This is a genomic window from Kribbella sp. WER1 (genome assembly GCF_054189145.1).
The window spans coordinates 2101487-2118097 of the sequence record NZ_CM135186.1 but is presented as its reverse complement, the minus strand read 5'-3'; the positions used below and the strand labels follow the sequence as shown (position 1 = coordinate 2118097).

Here is a 16611-nt window from a genome sequence, read left to right as displayed (position 1 = left end):
CTCCCAGCGTAGACCTATCCCGTCTCACGACCCGGATCAGGTGTCCGTCTTACGGACCTTGTCCGGCGCGCCGGTGACCGCGCGGCCCTCCAGCGCCTTGGCCTTGGTGGCGTACATGTCGATGTACTCCTGGCCGGACAGCTCCATGATCTTGTACATGATCTCGTCGGTGACCGCGCGCAGAATCAGCCGGTCGCTCTCCATCCCCTCGTACCGGGAGAAGTCCAGCGGCTCGCCGAACTTCACCGTCGGCGAGGCGAACGACGCGACCACCTTCCCGGGCGGGGCGACCAGGTCGGTGCCGATCACGCCGCACGGGATCACCGGCACCTTCGCCTCCAGCGCGAGCCGGGCGACGCCGGTGCGGCCCTTGTACAGCCGGCCGTCGTGCGAGCGGGTGCCCTCGGGGTAGATCCCGAACAGCTCGCCGCGCTCCAGCACCTTCATCCCGGCCCGCATCGCGCCCTCGGACGCCGACCCGCCGGAGCGGTCGATCGGGACCTGCCCGGTGCCCTTGAAGAACCCGCGCTGGAACCGGCCCTTGATCCCGGCGCCGGTGAAGTAGTCGGACTTCGCCACGAACGTCACCCGCCGGCGCAGTACCAGCGGCATGAAGATCCAGTCGGAGTACGAGAGGTGGTTGCTGGCGATGATCGCCGCGCCGGTGTCCGGCACGTTCTCGGCGCCGACGATCTTCGGCCGGAAGATCCGTTTCACCGGCGGCCCGACGACCACGTTCTTCAGCACCCAGTAGATGCCCTTGCCGTCGCCGTCTCCGGCATCCACGACCGCAGGGTCCGGCTCGCGCCGCGGCGACTGTGCCGGTTCCGTCATCGAAGTCCTCTCCTCACGTTCCCCGAAATCACATGATGCCGCACGACGGCCCGGTTCGGGGCCAGCTCGCCACGCGGGAACTCCTCACACTCCGGCGCCGGTCTTCGTAAGCTGCTCACGGCACCGTCGCCCAGGTGTGGGAGGAACCATGCGCGTCAAGCTCCTGACCGTCGTACTCACGCTGCTCGCCGGGGTCCTGGTGGCCCTCCCGGCGCGGGCCGCCGCCCCGGCCGCGACCGTCGTACCGATCCAGGTGACCGGGCCGGCCGCGTCGCGGTTCAACCTCGTGGTGATGGGGGACGGTTACACGGCGGCCGAGCTGCCGAAGTTCCGCGAGCAGCTCGACAAGCACCTGAACATCCTCTGGAGCATCGAGCCGTTCAAGTCGTACCGGAACTACGTCAACGTGTACGCCGTCGAGATCGCGTCGCCCGAATCCGGGGTGGACTGCGATCCAGGGCTGACCGATCCGAAGCGCGACACCCCGCTGCAGATGGGGTTCTGGGGCGGCTGCAACCCGAACAGCGTGCAGCGGCTGCTGACCGTCAACCAGGCGGCCGCGACGCAGTACGCCGACCTGGTCCCGGGGACGACCGCCGCCAACCGGCAGATTCTTGCTATCGGCAACAGCAACACGTACGGCGGGGCCGGTGGGACGTACGCGACCGCGTCCGGGGGCAACGCGCTGTCCGCGCTGATCACGCCGCACGAGCTCGGGCATTCGCTGGGCGGGCTGCAGGACGAGTACGACTACTACGCCCGCGGCGAGCGCGGCGCGGCGTACCAGGGCGGCGAGCCGTCGTCGGTGCACCACACGTTGCTGACCGAGCAGCAGATGCTGGACCAGCACCAGAAGTGGTGGCGCTGGCTGGGGGAGCCGTCCGAGTCCGGCGGCACGATCGGCCGTTACGAGGGCGGGATGTACGCCGGGTCCGGCGTCTGGCGGCCGAGCGCGCACTCGATGATGAAGGCGCTCGGGTACTACTTCGACCAGGTGTCGCGGGAGCGGATGACGCAACGGCTGTCCGCGAAGGCGACGCTGTTCCAGGACGGCACCCCGGCCGGGAAGGTCGCGCCGGACCAGGTCGTCTGGCTGCAGACCCTGCATCCGCTCGACCACGAGCTGACCGTGACCTGGGCCGTCGACGGTACGGCGCTGCCGACCGCGAACGCGCGCTCGCTCGACCTCTCGGCCGTCGGCCTGACGCCCGGTCCGCACACCCTGTCCGCGACGATCGTCGACCCGACGACGTTCGTCCGCGATCCGGCCGTCCGCCCGTCGGCAATCCGATTGTGGACAATCGACACCTCGGTGACCGCTCCGGCCCGTCCGGCCACGCCGACCTTCACCGGCTCCACCTCCACCGAGCACCCGGTGAGCGTTGACGAGGTTGTGTACGCCGAGACCGCGCAGTCCGTCGGCGCGATCACATGGACTGTCGACGGTCGGATTGTTGACAATCCGGGCAACGACCGCGACCTGGACCTGAAACCGCTCGGCCTCACCGGCAGGCACACCCTGACCGCGCAGACCGGCACCGAGACGCTCAGCTGGGACGTCGACGGCGTCGAACCGGTGGTCACCCCGACGATGTCCCGGCCGCTGCTGACGGTGCGCAAGCCCGGCGGCGATGAATACGTATACAACGACGCCTTCACGATGGGTCTCACGGCCCGCGACGACAGCCCGGGATACGTCGTCCCGGAGTTCCGCGTCGACGGCGACGGTTGGTACAACTACTTCGGCTGGCCGACCGACGCGTCCAAGCCGTTCCGGTTCACCGCCGAGGGCACCGAGATCGACCAGCTCGTGTACGGGAAGCTCGGGGTACCTCGGGTGGTGCCGTGGGACGACGTACCGCCGGGCTACGGGCGGCACCAGGTCGAGTACCGCGCGATCGATGCCACCGGCAACATCGGCGGCGCGCGCCGGTTCGCGGTCACGCTGCTCCGCCCGGCGCCGGCCTGCACGTCGACCGTCACCGGTGTACGCAACGGCGCCCTGTACGCCGGATCCGGCGTCACCTGCTTGTCCGACGCAACCGTCAACGGACCGGTGTACGTCGCGGCCGGCGCTTCGCTGGTCTCCACGGACTCCCGTGTCAACGGCCCGATCCGCGCCGACCGCGCCGCCGACCTGCAACTGCTCCGATCCACCGCCGTCGGCCCGGTAGCCGCCGACGGGGTCACGAAGAGCGTGGTCGTCGTCGGCTCGACGATCCGCGGCCCGCTGAGCGTGACCGGCAGCCGTACGACGGACCCGGCCGCGCTCGCGGGCACCACGATCGACGGCCCGCTGACCTGCTCCGGCAACGCCCCGGCCCCGACCAACCTCGGGGCACCGAACCAGGTGACCGGCCCGCGTTCCGGGCAGTGCGCGCGACTCTGAGTTTCCCGGACATGGAGTTGAGCCTCGACGACATGTTCCCGACGCTCCGGGACTTCTAACTTTTCTGGTGCGGGAGAAACCCGCCGTACTGGAGGAGCGAGATGAACGGACTGCGGGTGGCGTCGTTGATGGCGGCCACGATGACCACGGGCCTGGTGGCCGGCGTGTACGGGATCTACGCGAACGCGTTCATGCCCGGCCTGGGGAAGACCGACGACAAGACGTTCGTGGCCGCGTTCACCGCGGTCGACCGGGCGATCGTGAACCCGCTGTTCCTCGGCCTCGGGTTCGTCGGCGCGCTGTTGTTCACGCTGCTGGCCGGCGCGGTCAGCCTGAAGGAGAAGGCGCTGCCGTGGATCGCGGTCGCGTTCGTGCTGTACCTGATCTCGATGATCGTCACGGTCGCGGTGAACGTGCCGCTGAACGACGCGATGAAGGCGGCCGGCGATCCGGCGACGATCGACGTCGCCGCGGTCCGGGCGGCCTTCGACGAGGCGAAGTGGACGACGTACAACCTGGTCCGCACGGTGCTCGCGCTGGTGTCGTTCGGCTGCCTCGGGTGGGCGTTGTTCCTGACCGGAAAATCCGCGACGCAGCCGTGAGACCACCTCTGTTCGAACTGCCTCCCGGACCAGTACGGTTCGACCCTGCAACGGACCTGGGGGGCAACGATGAAGGACTGGTGGGACGACCGCCCGGTGTTCTCGACCACCGACAAGGGTGCGCGGATCACCGGCCTGGCGCCCGGCGAGTCGCCCGGCCACGTCACGACCCGGCTGATGCTCTTGGGCGTCCTGTGCTTCGCGGCCTGGGGTGCCGCGAGCCTGCTGGGTACGTCGTGGCTGTGCAACGCGTCGTCGGCACCGGCCGAGACGTGCGCGGTCAACCTCCCGAGCGGCGTCCGGCTGCTCTGGCGGATCCTCGGGACCGTCGTGGTCGCGTACGTCCTGCTGCACTTCTCGCTCGCCTTCGGTGAGGAGGCGCGGCAACGACTCGGCCAGAGCCGGGCGGCGGGGCTGCTCGTCGGATCGGCACTGCTCGCGGGCGTCGCCGTCGGCTCCGGGTGGTCGGTCGCGACCGGCTTCTCGGTGGACCCGTCCGGGACGCTGCGGCGAACCCTGGACTTCCGGATCGGCACCGAGGCGTACGCCGTCTCGGCCGCGCTGGCGATCGTCGCCGTCCTCTGGTGGATCCTCGTGGCCGGCCGGCTGCCCGCGGCGCTGGTGGCAGCACGGGAGCGCCAGGCAACGATCGAACGCCTGCGCCGCGACGGCCGGCGGTACGGCGGAACCGTGAAGCTCGGCCGGATCGTGTTCTGGTTCGGGCAGAGCCCCGAACTCGAGGTGACGATCGCGTACGACTCGCCCGCCGGGGCGCACGAGATCCCGGCGCGGATGCGGACCTCGCCCGACCGGGTCCCCGCGGACGGCAGCAAGGTCGTGGTCCTCGACGACCTCCGCGGCGACCTGTACGTCGAACTCGACCCCGGCGCGACCCCGACGTACGCGCCCGCGGAGCGCTACACCGCCTCGGAGTAACCGGCACGCCGCACGGCCTGCGAGAATGCGGACGTGCCACCAGTTCAAGCTCCGCCCTCCCAGCAACTGCCCGCCGTCCAGAAACTGCGGGTGCGCTTCGCCAAGCGTGGGCGGTTGCGATTCACCTCACACCGCGACTTCCAGCGGGCGTTCGAGCGCGCCGTCCGGCGCGCCGAGCTGCCGGTGGCGTTCTCGCACGGCTTCAGCCCGCACCCGAAGATCTCGTACGCGGGCGCCGCGCCGACCGGCGCCGCCTCGGAAGCGGAGTACTTGGAGATCTCGCTCACACACGAGCGGGACGCCGAACAGGTCCGGGCCGCGCTCGACGAGGCGCTGCCGCCCGGTCTCGACGTACTCGAGGTGGTCGTCGCCGGGCCGGGGGCGCTCGCCGAGCGGCTGGAGGCCAGCGAGTGGCGGATCGCGTTGCCCGGGGTGGATCCGGGTCCGGCCACGGCCGCCGTCGAGGCGTTCCTCGCGCGGGAGGAAATTCTGGTCGAGCGCATGACCAAACGGGGGCTTCGCTCGTTCGACTGTCGGGCCTCCGTTTTCCGACTCACCGTCGCGAGTGAACCGGGGCCGGTTGCGACGTGTGCGATACTGCAAGTGGTGTTACGGCACGGAACCCCGGCCGTGAGACCCGACGACGTTCTCGCCGGTGTGCACGAGGTGGCGACGCTGACGGTGACGGGCCCGGCGCTTTTGACCAGGCTCGCCCAGGGCCCGCTCTCCACGGACACCGGCACGGTGGAAGACCCGCTCGCTCGTGACCGCGACGCCAACCAGGCGACCGCGACCGGCCAGGTAGGTCCCCGCCAGACGCACACAGCGGAGGGCGACGCCGCCGCTCCCTCTGTGCCCTGAGCGCGGGCGGGGCGGATCCAGCAGGCTTCCGCTACACCGCGGCACTGGTGCCAGGTGTGGCGAACCGTGACCGCCTTACGGCCGGCGCCCGGGACCCGTGACAGGGGTCGGGGATGCGCCGCAAGGCTTGAGGAGACCCGCACTACATGCTCGACAACGAGCCGACCACCGACGCAGCCGGCACGGCTGCCGCCGCCCAGCCCGCCGCCCGCCGTACCACCAAGAAGACGGCGGCCGCGAAGAAGACCACCACCACGCGCAAGCGCACGGTGAAGAAGACCGCCGACCCGGAGCCCGCCGCCGAACCGGCCGCGGACGCCACCCCGGCGAAGAAGACGGCCAAGAAGGCCACCGCGAAGAAGGCCCCGGCCAAGAAGGCCGCCGCCAAGACCGCGCCCGCCAAGAAGACCGCCGCCAAGCGCCCCGCGAAGAAGGCCACGGCCGCCCAGGAAGCCCTCCTGGACGTCGCCGAGTCACCCGCCGAGGCCCCGGCGGCGAAGAAGACCACCCGCAAGCGCACCACGAAGAAGGCCGCGGCCCCCTTCCAGCCCCCGGCCGACGACCCGGCACCGACCGACACCACCGGTACCGAGGCTGCCCCCGCCGAGCAGGCCCCCGAGGCCCCCGCCCGCAAGCGCACCTCCCGCCGCCGCACGACGAAGCCCACCGAGCCGTCGAGCCCCGATGCCTCACCCGCAACCGCCGAGGCGACGACCGGTGGCGCGGCCGCATCCGCGGGTACCGCACAGTCCAGCGCGTCCGCGGGGACTGCTCAGGCCAACTCGTCCGCACCTGCGGACAGCTCGGCTACCGAGGCTCCGAGCACCACCCGACGCGGCCGGCGTCGCCCGGCCCCGGCGGCGGCCGTCCTGTTCCAGGCGCCCACCGACGTACCGAAGAACGCTCAGACCCCGTCCGACGAGGACGAGGAGACGGCGACCGAGGGGACCGACCGGACCGGGACGACCGGCGGGACCATTGCGGCTGAGGCCGCCGCGACGCAGCCCTCCCCGGAGCCTGGTGCCGACGAGCAGCCGACCGGCACCCGCCGTCGCCGCAGCCGCCGAGGCCGCGACGCCGAGCCGACCGAAGACACCCAGGCGCAGACCGCGAGCGCGACCGACGAGGCCGAGGAGACCACCGGCACCCGCAGCAGCCGTCGCTCGAACCGCTCCGGCACCCGCGGCAACCGCTCCCGCGCGACCGCCTCGACCGACGAGACCACCGATGACACGTCGGACACCACCACCGAAAGCGGCGCAGACGCCCGCTCGGGCGATGCCGCCGCCGACGTACCCGTCGGTGTGGACGCGCAGGCCGAGGGGCAGGTCGACGCCGAGGGCGCGGACGCTCACGGTGAGGACGGCGACGAAGGCGGCGAGGGGACTCGTCGGCGGCGTCGGCGTCGTGGTGGGCGGCGTCGGCGTAAGTCCGGTGACGCGGACGGCCCGGACGACTCCGCCGACGAGCAGAGCGACGACGAGCACGACGACGACTCCGACTCTCAGACCGACGACGAGAACGACGCCGCGGCGGATTCCGACGACGAGGAGGCCGGGGGCGGTTCGTCCCGTCGGCGTCGCCGCCGTCGCCGTCGCAAGGGCGAGGACTCCGGTGCGTCCGCCGACGACCCGGACGAGACCGTCGTACGGGTCCGTGAACCCCGCAGCAAGAACACCGCGAACGAGATCACCGCGGTCGAGGGCTCGACCCGTCTGGAGGCGAAGAAGCAGCGCCGCCGCGAGGGTCGTGCCGCCGGCCGCCGGCGCGCGCCGATCGTGACCGAGGCCGAGTTCCTGGCCCGGCGTGAGTCGGTGGAGCGGACGATGGTGATCCGGTCCCGCGAGGACCTGACCCAGATCGCGGTCTCCGAGGACAACGTGCTGGTCGAGCACTACGTGGCGGCGGCGGAGCAGACCTCGCTGATCGGCAACGTGTACCTCGGCCGCGTGCAGAACGTGCTGCCCAGCATGGAGGCGGCGTTCATCGACATCGGCAAGGGCCGCAACGCGGTGCTGTACGCCGGTGAGGTCGACTGGGCGACCCTGGGTGGCGCCAACGGTCCGCGGAAGATCGAGCAGGTACTGAAGTCCGGGCAGGCGGTGCTGGTCCAGGTGACCAAGGACCCGATCGGCCACAAGGGCGCCCGCCTGACGAACCAGATCAGCCTGCCCGGCCGGTACGTCGTGTACGTCCCGCGCGGCGGCAACGGCGGGATCAGCCGCAAGCTCCCCGACACCGAGCGGAACCGGCTGAAGACGATCCTGAAGGACATCGTCCCGGACGAGGCCGGCGTGATCGTCCGGACCGCGGCGGAGGGCGCCTCGGAGGAGGAGCTGACCGCGGACGTCAGCCGCCTGCAGGCCGCCTGGGAGGACATCGACAAAAAGTCGAAGAACGGCCAGGCGCCACACCTGCTGTACGGCGAGCCCGACCTGCTGATCCGGGTCGTCCGGGATCTGTTCACCGAGGACTTCGCGAAACTGGTGATCTCCGGTGACCGCGCGTACGACCAGGTCCGGGAGTACGTCGAGGGCGTCGCGCCGCACCTGGCCGACCGGGTCGAGAAGTGGGGCGGGGACGGTGACGTCTTCGCGAACTACCGGATCGACGAGCAGATCAAGAAGGCGCTGGACCGCAAGGTCTGGCTGCCGTCGGGCGGTTCGCTGATCATCGACCGGACCGAGGCGATGACGGTCGTCGACGTGAACACCGGCAAGTTCACCGGCTCCGGCGGCAACCTCGAGGAGACCGTCACCAAGAACAACCTGGAGGCGGCCGAGGAGATCGTCCGGCAGCTCCGGCTCCGCGACATCGGCGGCATCATCGTGATCGACTTCATCGACATGGTGCTGGAGTCGAACCGGGATCTGGTGCTGCGCCGGCTGGTCGAGTGCCTGGGCCGGGACCGGACCAAGCACCAGGTCGCCGAGGTGACGTCGCTGGGGCTGGTCCAGATGACCCGGAAGCGGATCGGTACCGGCCTGCTGGAGGCGTTCAGCGAGAACTGCGACCACTGCGGTGGGCGTGGGCTGATCCTGCACGACGAGCCGAAGGAATCCCGCCGCCGCAACGGCCAAAACGGTCAGAACAGCCAGGGCAGCCAGGGTGGTCAGGGCTCCCAGGGCGGGAACGGGCAGCAGAACGGTCACGACCACGGCAAGTCCGCGTCGGCGGACGAGGGCGGCCGGAAGAGCTCGCGCCGCCGTCGCGGGAAGAACCGCGGCGACGACGAGCAGCCCGCCGAGCCGGAGGCGCCGCAGCACAACGGCGACGCCGCCCAGAAGCTGGCCCAGATCGCCGCCGCCTCGGTGAAGAAGGACGAGACGGACGGTACGCCGGAGCCGACCGGCTACCCGGTCTCCGCCGAAACGGACCAGCACGTGAGCCCGGAAGCCACCGGGTTCCCGAATCCGGCCGAGGGAGCAGACGCCTCCGAGACGGCTGAGCCGGCCGAGGCGGCGCAGAACGGCTCGTCCAAGAGCACCCGGCGGCGGCGCAGCAGCCGTAGCCGAAGCAAAGCAGCTACCGAAGGTGAGTCCAGCGAGCCGTCCGAGCTCGTCACCACCGGCAGCTGAGCGATTATGAGTTCACAAGACTACTCATGTAAACTCAGTGGTCGGTGCGCTTAGGCGCACCAAATTTGTGCTTGGTTTGCAAGAGTGCGAGGAACTAGAGCCTCTGCAGCCCATCACATACGTAAAGAACTTCCGATCCAGCAGAGAGTGAGATCCACGGTGTACGCGATCGTGCGCAGTGGCGGCACCCAGCAGAAGGTCGCCGTCGGCGATGTCATCGAGATCGACAGCCTGACCGACAAGGTGGGCGACACCGTCGCGCTGCCGGCGGTCCTCGTCGTCGATGGCGACACCGTGACGGCCGACGCTGCGGCGCTGGCCAACGTGGCTGTGTCGGCCGAGGTCCTCGGCCGTACCAAGGGCCCGAAGATCAACATCCTCAAGTACAAGAACAAGACCGGTTACCGCAAGCGCCAGGGGCACCGTCAGCACTACACCCAGGTCAAGGTCACCGCGATCGACGCGAAGAAGAAGTGAGCTGATCTAGACATGGCACACAAAAAGGGCGCGGCCTCGACCCGCAACGGTCGTGACTCCAACGCGCAGCGGCTCGGCGTGAAGCGGTACGGCGGTCAGCTGGTGAACGCCGGCGAGATCATCGTCCGGCAGCGCGGCACCCACTTCCACCCGGGCAACCTGGTCGGCCGTGGCGGCGACGACACGCTGTTCGCGCTGGCCGAGGGCCACGTGGAGTTCGGCACCCGGCGCGGTCGCCGCGTCGTCAACATCGTCCCGGCGCCGGCGGAGTAACACCGCCACCCGGTTCACGAAGCTCTGTCAAAGGGCGGGTCGCGGAATACCGCGCACCCGCCCTTTTGCTGTCTTGAGGGAAAGTGTGGAACTACCTCGCTCCGCTCAGGCGGGACGAGGCACCGACAGGAAGTTGAGTACAAGCGATGGCCATTCCCAGTTTCGTCGATCGGGTCACGGTGCAGGTTGCCGCGGGGCGCGGTGGGAACGGCTGCGCCTCGGTGCACCGGGAGAAGTTCAAGCCGCTCGGCGGGCCTGACGGCGGGAACGGCGGTGACGGCGGCAGCGTGATCCTGCGCGTCGACCCGGACGTCACCACGCTCGTCGACTATCATCGGTCCAGCCACCGCACCGCGACGAACGGTGCCCAGGGCAAGGGTGACCACCAGGCCGGCAGCAACGGCGGCGACGTCGTGCTCAGCGTCCCGGACGGCACGGTGATCAGCGCCGCGAACGGCGAAGTCCTCGCGGACCTGGTCGGCCCGGGCGCGGAGTTCATCGCGGCCCAGGGCGGCAAGGGCGGTCTCGGCAACGCGGCGCTGGCGAGCAGCACGCGCCGGGCGCCGGGGTTCGCGCTGCTCGGTGAGGACGGCGAGGAGCGGACGCTCGTCCTGGAGCTGAAGGTCGTCGCGGACGTCGGCCTGGTCGGGTTCCCGAGCGCGGGCAAGTCGTCGCTGATCGCCGCGATCAGCCGCGCCCGTCCGAAGATCGCGGACTACCCGTTCACCACGCTGATCCCGAACCTGGGTGTCGTCGTCGCCGGTGACACGACGTTCACGGTCGCCGACGTACCGGGGCTGATCGAGGGTGCGAGCGAGGGCCGTGGTCTCGGGCATGACTTCCTGCGGCATGTGGAGCGCTGCGCGGCGCTGGTGCACGTCATCGACTGCGCGACGTACGAGCCGGGCCGCGACCCGCTCAGCGACCTGGACACGATCGAGGCGGAGCTGCAGGCGCACGGCGGTCTCGAGGATCGGCCGCGACTCGTCGCCCTGAACAAGATCGACGTACCGGACGCCCGCGAGATTGCCGAGATGGTGCAGGCCGAGCTGGCCGAGCGCGGGTACCGGGTGTTCCCGATCTCGACCGCGTCGCACGAGGGTCTCGAGGCGCTCAAGTTCGCGATGGCCGACATCGTCGTACGGCGTCGTGCGGAGGCGGAGAAGCCCGACAACACGCGGATCGTGATCCGGCCGCAGGTGCAGGGCGGGCCCGAGTTCAAGGTGAAGCAGCTGCCGGACGAGGGCGGCTGGCTGGTGCAGGGCCAGAAGCCCGAGCGCTGGGTGAAGCAGACCGACTTCGCGAACGCGGAGGCGACCGGCTACCTCGCCGACCGGCTGAACCGGCTGGGCGTCGAGGAGGAGTTGCTGAAGCGCGGTGCGCAGCCGGGTGACGCGGTCGTGATCGGCGACGGTCCGAACGCGATCGTCTTCGACTTCGCGCCCGACGTCCAGTCCGGCGCGGAGATCCTGGCCCGGCGGGGCGAGGACCACCGGCTCGAGGAGGTCCGTCCGGCGGAGCAGCGGCGGCGGGCGAAGGACTCGGAGTACCACGCGTTCCGCGAGGGCGAGCGGTCCGAGGAGTGGGCGGAGTACGGTCACGGCTGGGCGGTCGACGAGGTCGACCTGTCCCCGGCCGAGGCGAAGCGGGCGGCAGAGGTCGCGGCGAAGCAGGCGCGCAAGGAGGCGCGCGAGCGGGCCGCGGCGGAGGAACTCGACCAGAACGGTTGATTTCATGAAGCATCGCGCGGAGGCGTCGAACGCCACGCGAATCGTCGTCAAGGTCGGCTCGTCGTCGCTGACCCAGCGTGGCAGGATCGACCTGGAACGACTCCGGCTGCTCGTCGACGCGATCGCGGCGCGGCGGGTCGAGGGCACCGAGGTCGTGCTGGTGTCGTCCGGCGCGATCGCCGCCGGGCTGGCGCCGATGGGGTTGCGGACGCGACCGAAGGACCTGGCGACGCAGCAGGCGGCCGCGTCGGTAGGACAGGGTCTGTTGATGGCGCGGTACAGCGACGCCTTTGCGGCGCACGGTTTGCGCGTCGGGCAGGTGCTGCTGACGGTCGACGACGTGACGCGCCGATCGCATTACCGCAACGCGTTCCGGACGTTCGCGCGGTTGCTGGAGCTCGGCGTCGTACCGATCGTGAACGAGAACGACACCGTCGCGACGACGGAGATCCGCTTCGGCGACAACGACCGGCTGGCGGCGCTGACCAGCCACCTGGTGCACGCCGACCTGCTGTTGCTGCTGTCCGACGTGGACGGCCTGTACGACGGTGACCCGCGCAAGCCCGGTACGTCGATGGTGACCGAGATCCGCGGCGCCGCCGATCTCGAACCGCTCGCGATCGGGAAGACCGGCGCGTCCGGGGTCGGCACCGGCGGCATGCAGACCAAGGTCGAGGCGGCCGGAATCGCCACCGAGGCAGGGATTCCGGTGGTCCTGACGTCCGCGGCCCGGGTCGGCGAGGCGCTCCGCGGCGAAGCAGTCGGCACGCTGTTCCACCCGACCGGCCGACGCCGCAAGACCCGGCTGCTGTGGCTCGCCCACGCCACGTCCGGGCAGGGAATCCTGCGGCTGGACGAAGGCGCCGTCCGCGCCCTCACCCAGCGCCGCGCGTCCTTGCTCCCGGCCGGAATCTCCGCCGTCGAGGGAACCTTCGCCGCCGGCGACCCGGTCGACCTGGTCTCCCCGTCGGGCGTGACCATCGCCCGCGGCCTGGTCAACTACGACGCCTCCGAACTCCCCGAACTCCTCGGCCGCTCGACCCGCGACCTCGCCCGCGAACTGGGCGCGGCGTACGAACGCGAAGTCGTCCACCGCGACGACCTGGTCCTGCTGTGACCCGACTCAAACGACTTAGGATGGCGAAGTGAGCGAGATCATCGAGTTGGCGCGGCGGGCGCGGGTTGCGTCGTATGCGTTGGCGGAGGCGTCGCGGGGGACCAAGGACGCGGCGCTGCGCGCGATGGCGGACGCGTTGCGGGTGAACGCCGACGCGATCGTCGCGGCGAACGCGAAGGACGTGGCGGCCGCGCGGGACGCCGGTACGCCGGAGTCGACCGTGGACCGGCTGGCGCTGAACCCGGCGCGTGTCGACGCGATGGCGGCCGGGCTGGAGCAGCTCGCCGGGCTGGCGGACCCGGTCGGCGAGGTGGTCCGCGGGTACACGCTGCCGAACGGGCTCGAGCTCCGTCAGGTCCGCGTACCGTTCGGCGTGGTCGGGATCATCTACGAGGCCCGCCCGAACGTGACCGCCGACGCGGCCGGCATCTGCCTGAAGTCCGGCAACGCGGTCCTGCTGCGTGGTTCGTCGTCCGCGGCCGCGTCCAACGACGCGATCATCGCGGTACTGCGGGACGCCGCCGAGTCGGCCGGTCTGCCCGCCGACGTCGTCCAGGGCGTACCGACGGACCGGGCCGCGGTGAAGGAGCTGATGCAGGCGCGCGGGCTGGTCGACGTACTGATCCCGCGCGGCGGCGCCGGGCTGATCCAGACCGTGGTGAGCGAGTCGTCGGTGCCGGTGATCGAGACCGGTGTCGGCAACTGTCACGTCTACATCGACGCGGACGCGGATCTCGACCTCGGGCTGGAGATCCTGCTGAACTCGAAGACCCAGCGCCCGAGCGTCTGCAACGCCGCCGAATCGCTGCTGGTGCACGCGTCCGTCGCCGACGAGTTCCTCGCCCGCGCGCTGCCCGCCCTGACCGCTGCCGGCGTGACCGTGCACGGCGACCCGACGGTAGTTGCCGCTGGCAAGGACGTGCAGGCGGCGACCGAGGAGGACTACGGCACGGAGTACAACTCGCTCGACCTGTCGGCCGCGGTGGTCGGCTCGCTCGAGGACGCGGTGCAGCACATCCGCCGGTACAGCTCGGGGCACACCGACGCGATCGTCACCCGGTCGCAGGCGGCCGCGCGGCGGTTCACCCAGGCGGTCGACTCGGCGGCCGTGGTGGTGAACGCGAGCACCCGGTTCACCGACGGCGGCGAGTTCGGGTTCGGCGCCGAGATCGGGATCTCCACCCAGAAGCTGCACGCCCGCGGCCCGATGGGGCTGCCGGAGATGACGTCGACGAAGTACGTCATCACCGGCGAGGGGCAGATCCGGGGCTGAGCAACGCGCTCACGTCCCGCAGCCGGACGACGGGCGGCTCGGCGGACACCACCGCGAGAGCCGCCCGATGGTCCGCGCCGACGTCGAGCGGCACGACCTGGACCTCGTCCGGTGTCCTCCGCAGCTCGCCCCGCAGCCCTTCGCCGGTCGCCTTCACCGCGGCCTCCATCCGCGTCCAGTACTCCGTGAACGCCCGCACCTTGTCGATTCCGGTACGGCGATCCAGCGCGCGCACGTCGTCCGCGCCGAACGCGACCCGAGCAATCGCATCGACGTCGACGCCGGCATCGACCCGCTCCACGTCGAGCCCCACCGGCCGATCGGCCACCGCGACACCGACCAGGTCGCCGGAGTGCGTCACCGACAACTCGACCCCGTCGGCCCGCACCTTCCCGTGCGGCTTCCCGCAGTCCGGGCAGCTCCGGTCGAGCCTGATACTTGCCGCCGGCAACGAGAACCGGTCGGCGAGCACCCGCCGTACGATCGTCACGCCGAGCAGGAACCGGTCCTTGTCGACAGTCCGCTGGTATGCAGCGAACCGGCCCAGCTCGACCTCGTCCAGGTCCGCCAGGAACTCGGAGCGGGCCTGATCGACACCCGCCCACCAGACGTCGACCGTCATACCGGCCCCGGCGTCCAGGTGAGCGTGCCCGACCGCAGTTCGTCGAGGACCCCGTCGATCCATTCGGCCTCGGCGACCGTGACCGCGACCTGGTACTCGGTCTCCAGCAACGCGAACCGCGGAATCGGCTGACCGTCGACCGTCGACGCCAACTCCCGCCGCAGTTCGCTGATCCGCTGGGTCAGCAACTCCCGGCGCCGCTCCAGCAACTCACCCGCGGTCTCCGGCGGCATCAACATCACGAACGACAACCCGGCCGGGAACTCCGGGAACTCGTTGCGCGGCGTCGTGAGGATCTCGGCCAGCCACTCGCGGCACACCTCCCGGCCCGCGTCCGTGAGGTGGTACACGGTCCGCTCCGGATAGCGCTCGTCGCGTTCGGTGGCGCCGGCCGCGATCAGGCCGGCCTCCTCCAGTCGCACGATCATCCGGTAGAGGCTGGTCCGCTGGCCGACGTTCACCACCTGGTCCTTGCCCCACTGTTTGATCAGCCGCTGGATCCCGTACGGATGCAGCGGGCCGTTCTCCAGCAACCCGAGGATCGCCATCGCCAGCGTCGAGCGTCGAAAAGTCACGCTCCCACTCTAAGGGTTAAGAAACTAGTTGCAATGCAACTAGATGATATGTAACTATCGATCCATGAGCGCAGAACTGACCCAGGGCGCCGTGACCTCCCGCGACGGCACCGAGATCGGCTACTACAAGACCGGGCAGGGCCCGGCCGTCGTCCTGCTGCACGGCAGCATGGAATCGGCGACCAGTCACACGCTGTTCGCCCAGGAGCTCGCGGACGAGTTCACCGTGTATCTCCCGGACCGCCGCGGTCGCGGCCTCTCCGGTCCGCATCGCCCGGACCACGGTGTCCACACGGAGGTCGAGGACCTGGACGCCGTACTGGCCGCGGCCGGCGCCGAGCGGGCGTTCGGGGTCAGCGCCGGGGGAGCGGTCGTCCTCGAGGCCGCGCGGACGCTGTCGTCGCTGAAGCAGATCGCGCTGTACGAGCCGGCGATCGCCCTCGACGGCGCGCCGCACCGGGAATGGCTCGCACGGTTCGACCAGCAGATCGCCCGCGGCGACGTCGCCGGCGCGATGGTGACGAGCATGTTCGGGTTCGAGATGGCGCCCGGGTTTCTCAAGGCGGTGCCGCGCGGCGTACTCCGCTGGGCGACCGAGAAGATGCTCGCGAAGGACGCCCGGCAGGCCGGTGACGGGGCGGTGCTGCTCCGCGACCTCGCGCCGACGATCCACGCCGAGGGCACGATCGTCGCCGAGCTGGGCGGCACGTTCGACCGGTTCCGCGCGGTCGACGCCGACGTACTGCTGCTCGGCGGCACCAAGGGCCTCCGCGGTCTGGGGCCGGGCCGCGACCGGTTGGAGCAGGTCCTGCCGAACGTCCGGCGGATCGAGTACGACGGCTACGACCACGGCTCGGCGTCCGACCCCGGCGGCGTCAACCCGTCCGGCAAGCCGGAGATCGTACGGCGGATCGCCGCGGACGTGAAGGCCTTCTTCAAGCAGTCGTGAACGCCCAGTCGACCGCCTCCGCGATGTCCGTCACCGGGTAGCGAACCGCCCGGACGACGCGGTCCGCTCCGACGATCAGCACGACCCGCTTGAGCCGTTCGTACCCACCGGCCCGGAACGTCGGCAACCGCAGCGCCGCGGCCAGTTCCAGCTCGAGATCCGACAGCAGCAGGTGCGGGATGTCCTCCGCCTCCGCGAACGCCTGTTGCTCGTCGGGTCGCTGCGTACTGACCCCGCGGACGGCGATGCCCTGGTCCTTGAACTCGCCGTACCGCCCGGCGAAGAGCCGGTTCTCCAACGTGCAGCCGGTCGTCCCGGCGATGGCGTCCCACCCGTCCGTCCCACCCGTCCGGCAGCTCGATCGACGGCACCTGCAGGGCGACGAGGACCGGGAG

General features: G+C 70.7%; 15 protein-coding genes. 11 read left to right on the top strand and 4 right to left on the bottom strand.

Annotated elements, in window-relative coordinates:
- Positions 1 to 36: 36 nt before the first annotated feature.
- Positions 37 to 834: a lysophospholipid acyltransferase family protein gene (locus ACXJJ3_RS10335; RefSeq protein ID WP_458169748.1), complete on the bottom strand. Its 798-nt coding sequence runs from the start codon at positions 832 to 834 to the stop codon at positions 37 to 39.
- Positions 835 to 982: 148 nt separating this feature from the next.
- Between ACXJJ3_RS10335 and ACXJJ3_RS10330 the strand changes: the two genes are divergently transcribed.
- The 10 genes from ACXJJ3_RS10330 (at position 983) to ACXJJ3_RS10285 (ending at position 14070) form a co-directional block, all read left to right on the top strand.
- Complete coding sequence (locus tag ACXJJ3_RS10330) at positions 983 to 3223, top strand: M64 family metallopeptidase (protein ID WP_458169747.1); 2241 nt, start codon at positions 983 to 985, stop codon at positions 3221 to 3223.
- Positions 3224 to 3324: 101 nt separating this feature from the next.
- Positions 3325 to 3825 (top strand): anthrone oxygenase family protein, encoded by a 501-nt coding sequence (locus ACXJJ3_RS10325; RefSeq protein ID WP_458169746.1) that lies wholly within the window; start codon positions 3325 to 3327, stop codon positions 3823 to 3825.
- Between the two features lie 69 nt (positions 3826 to 3894).
- Positions 3895 to 4761, top strand: coding sequence for a hypothetical protein (locus ACXJJ3_RS10320; protein ID WP_458169745.1), 867 nt, complete (start codon positions 3895 to 3897; stop codon positions 4759 to 4761).
- A 33-nt stretch (positions 4762 to 4794) separates the two neighbouring features.
- Positions 4795 to 5622, top strand: coding sequence for a TIGR03936 family radical SAM-associated protein (locus ACXJJ3_RS10315; RefSeq protein ID WP_458169744.1), 828 nt, complete (start codon positions 4795 to 4797; stop codon positions 5620 to 5622).
- Positions 5623 to 5768: 146 nt separating this feature from the next.
- Positions 5769 to 9200: an Rne/Rng family ribonuclease gene (locus ACXJJ3_RS10310; protein ID WP_458169743.1), complete on the top strand. Its 3432-nt coding sequence runs from the start codon at positions 5769 to 5771 to the stop codon at positions 9198 to 9200.
- Between the two features lie 159 nt (positions 9201 to 9359).
- Positions 9360 to 9677, top strand: coding sequence for a 50S ribosomal protein L21 (gene rplU, locus ACXJJ3_RS10305; protein ID WP_458171878.1), 318 nt, complete (start codon positions 9360 to 9362; stop codon positions 9675 to 9677).
- Positions 9678 to 9689: 12 nt separating this feature from the next.
- Positions 9690 to 9950, top strand: a complete 261-nt coding sequence (rpmA, locus tag ACXJJ3_RS10300; protein ID WP_130381076.1) for a 50S ribosomal protein L27 — start codon at positions 9690 to 9692, stop codon at positions 9948 to 9950.
- Between the two features lie 146 nt (positions 9951 to 10096).
- Positions 10097 to 11680 (top strand): GTPase ObgE, encoded by a 1584-nt coding sequence (gene obgE, locus ACXJJ3_RS10295; protein WP_458169742.1) that lies wholly within the window; start codon positions 10097 to 10099, stop codon positions 11678 to 11680.
- 4 nt (positions 11681 to 11684) lie between these two features.
- The gene (gene proB / locus ACXJJ3_RS10290; RefSeq protein WP_458169741.1) at positions 11685 to 12797 is read left to right on the top strand and encodes a glutamate 5-kinase; all 1113 of its coding nucleotides are present in this window, start codon (positions 11685 to 11687) and stop codon (positions 12795 to 12797) included.
- Between the two features lie 28 nt (positions 12798 to 12825).
- The gene (locus ACXJJ3_RS10285) at positions 12826 to 14070 is read left to right on the top strand and encodes a glutamate-5-semialdehyde dehydrogenase (protein ID WP_458169740.1); all 1245 of its coding nucleotides are present in this window, start codon (positions 12826 to 12828) and stop codon (positions 14068 to 14070) included.
- On the opposite strand, the gene ACXJJ3_RS10280 is transcribed toward ACXJJ3_RS10285, so the two are convergent.
- Both ACXJJ3_RS10280 and ACXJJ3_RS10275 read right to left on the bottom strand, forming a co-directional pair.
- Positions 14042 to 14692 carry a 4'-phosphopantetheinyl transferase family protein gene (locus ACXJJ3_RS10280; RefSeq protein ID WP_458169739.1) on the bottom strand — a complete coding sequence of 217 codons (651 nt, stop codon included), beginning with the start codon at positions 14690 to 14692 and terminating at the stop codon, positions 14042 to 14044. The genes ACXJJ3_RS10285 and ACXJJ3_RS10280 overlap by 29 nt on opposite strands.
- The gene (locus tag ACXJJ3_RS10275) at positions 14689 to 15267 is read right to left on the bottom strand and encodes a PadR family transcriptional regulator (RefSeq protein ID WP_458169738.1); all 579 of its coding nucleotides are present in this window, start codon (positions 15265 to 15267) and stop codon (positions 14689 to 14691) included. The genes ACXJJ3_RS10280 and ACXJJ3_RS10275 overlap by 4 nt, the downstream gene beginning before the upstream one ends.
- A gap of 64 nt (positions 15268 to 15331) precedes the next feature.
- On the opposite strand from ACXJJ3_RS10275, the gene ACXJJ3_RS10270 reads away from it, so the two are divergent.
- Positions 15332 to 16216, top strand: a complete 885-nt coding sequence (locus ACXJJ3_RS10270; RefSeq protein ID WP_458169737.1) for an alpha/beta fold hydrolase — start codon at positions 15332 to 15334, stop codon at positions 16214 to 16216.
- Here the strand turns inward: ACXJJ3_RS10270 and ACXJJ3_RS10265 are convergent.
- A complete protein-coding gene (locus ACXJJ3_RS10265) occupies positions 16203 to 16514 on the bottom strand; it encodes a redoxin domain-containing protein (protein ID WP_458169736.1) in 312 nt (103 codons plus the stop codon). The two genes, ACXJJ3_RS10270 and ACXJJ3_RS10265, sit on opposite strands and share 14 nt — an antisense overlap.
- Between the last annotated feature and the right edge of the window lie 97 nt (positions 16515 to 16611).